Genomic DNA, 1824 nt, shown 5'->3' on the forward strand with positions numbered 1-1824 from the left:
GATGTGACGGATCGAGACTGTTGTTCACCCTTATCGGATTGGGTGGGCCGCTGATCGGTTCCTGGAAATAGCCCTCCATGAGATCGTACCCTAAACCGACACAGGTGGACTGGTAGAGAATACCAAGGCGCTTGAGAGAACGATGTTGAAGGAACTCGGCAAAATACCTCCGTAAGTTCGCGAGAAGGAGGCCCCGTTTGTAGGCAACTATAGGCGGGGGGCACAAACCAGGGGGTGGCGACTGTTTACTAAAAACACAGGGCTCTGCGAAGTCGCAAGACGACGTATAGGGTCTGACGCCTGCCCGGTGCTGGAAGGTTAAAAGGAGGAGTGCAAGCTCCGAATTGAAGCCCCAGTAAACGGCGGCCGTAACTATAACGGTCCTAAGGTAGCGAAATTCCTTGTCGGGTAAGTTCCGACCTGCACGAATGGCGTAACGACTTCCCCGCTGTCTCCAACATCGACTCAGCGAAATTGAATTGCCTGTCAAGATGCAGGCTTCCCGCGGTTAGACGGAAAGACCCCGTGCACCTTTACTACAGCTTCACACTGGCATCAGGCCATGCATGTGCAGGATAGGTGGTAGGCTTCGAAGCAGGAACGCCAGTTCTTGTGGAGCCTTCCTTGAGATACCACCCTTGCATCGCTTGATGTCTAACCGCGGTCCGTTATCCGGATCCGGGACCCTGTGTGGCGGGTAGTTTGACTGGGGCGGTCGCCTCCTAAAGCGTAACGGAGGCGCGCGAAGGTTGGCTCAGAGCGGTCGGAAATCGCTCGTTGAGTGCAATGGCAGAAGCCAGCCTGACTGCGAGACTGACAAGTCGAGCAGAGTCGAAAGACGGCCATAGTGATCCGGTGGTCCCGAGTGGAAGGGCCATCGCTCAACGGATAAAAGGTACGCCGGGGATAACAGGCTGATGGTGCCCAAGAGTCCATATCGACGGCACCGTTTGGCACCTCGATGTCGGCTCATCTCATCCTGGGGCTGGAGCAGGTCCCAAGGGTACGGCTGTTCGCCGTTTAAAGAGGTACGTGAGCTGGGTTTAGAACGTCGTGAGACAGTTCGGTCCCTATCTGCCGTGGGTGTAGGATACTTGAGAGGAGTTGCCCCTAGTACGAGAGGACCGGGGTGAACGATCCACTGGTGGACCAGTTGTCGTGCCAACGGCAGTGCTGGGTAGCTATGATCGGACAGGATAACCGCTGAAGGCATCTAAGCGGGAAGCCCCCCTCAAAACAAGGTATCCCTGAGGACCGTGGTAGACCACCACGTCGATAGGCCGGAGGTGTAAGCGCAGCAATGTGCTCAGCTGACCGGTACTAATGGTCCGATAGGCTTGATTTGATCCAGTAGACGGCAAATGCCCCTGCGGACAATCAAAGCATACACAAACAAACGTATTTGGCTTGGACGCCGATGTGAAAAAGCGCACCACAATTGAACAGTGTTCGAATGCGGTGCGCCAAGCAGATCAACGGTGTTGGAACGCGTTGTCGACTTTGTCGAAACGCTGCCTCCAACTAAAATCCTTGCTCTGCAAGGGCTTTTTCCTTGGTTTGGTGGTCATAGCGCGAGTGAAACACCCGATCCCATCCCGAACTCGGTCGTTAAGCACCGTAGCGCCGATGGTACTGCGTCTTAAGGCGTGGGAGAGTAGGTCACCGCCAAACCTAGAAAAAAGCCCATAACTCTCAATACGATCTCAAAAAAGCGCCAGGCAATAACACTGCCAACGCAACTGGCGCGGGATGGAGCAGCCCGGTAGCTCGTCAGGCTCATAACCTGAAGGTCGTAGGTTCAAATCCTACTCCCGCAACCAAAAC

At 55.0% G+C, this 1824-nt stretch carries 1 tRNA gene and 2 rRNA genes (1 of these 3 running past the window's edge); all 3 read left to right on the top strand.

The window, feature by feature from the left end:
* A 23S ribosomal RNA gene (locus ACP153_RS20740) occupies positions 1-1345 on the top strand; it begins 1484 nt to the left of the window's first position.
* Positions 1346-1556: 211 nt separating this feature from the next.
* Positions 1557-1671 (top strand): 5S ribosomal RNA (gene rrf / locus ACP153_RS20745).
* Between the two features lie 72 nt (positions 1672-1743).
* Positions 1744-1820, top strand: a tRNA-Met gene (locus ACP153_RS20750).
* The last annotated feature ends 4 nt before the right edge of the window (positions 1821-1824 follow it).

It is taken from the genome of Dinoroseobacter sp. S76 (assembly GCF_049801095.1).
Taxonomy (GTDB): Bacteria; Pseudomonadota; Alphaproteobacteria; order Rhodobacterales; family Rhodobacteraceae; genus Dinoroseobacter.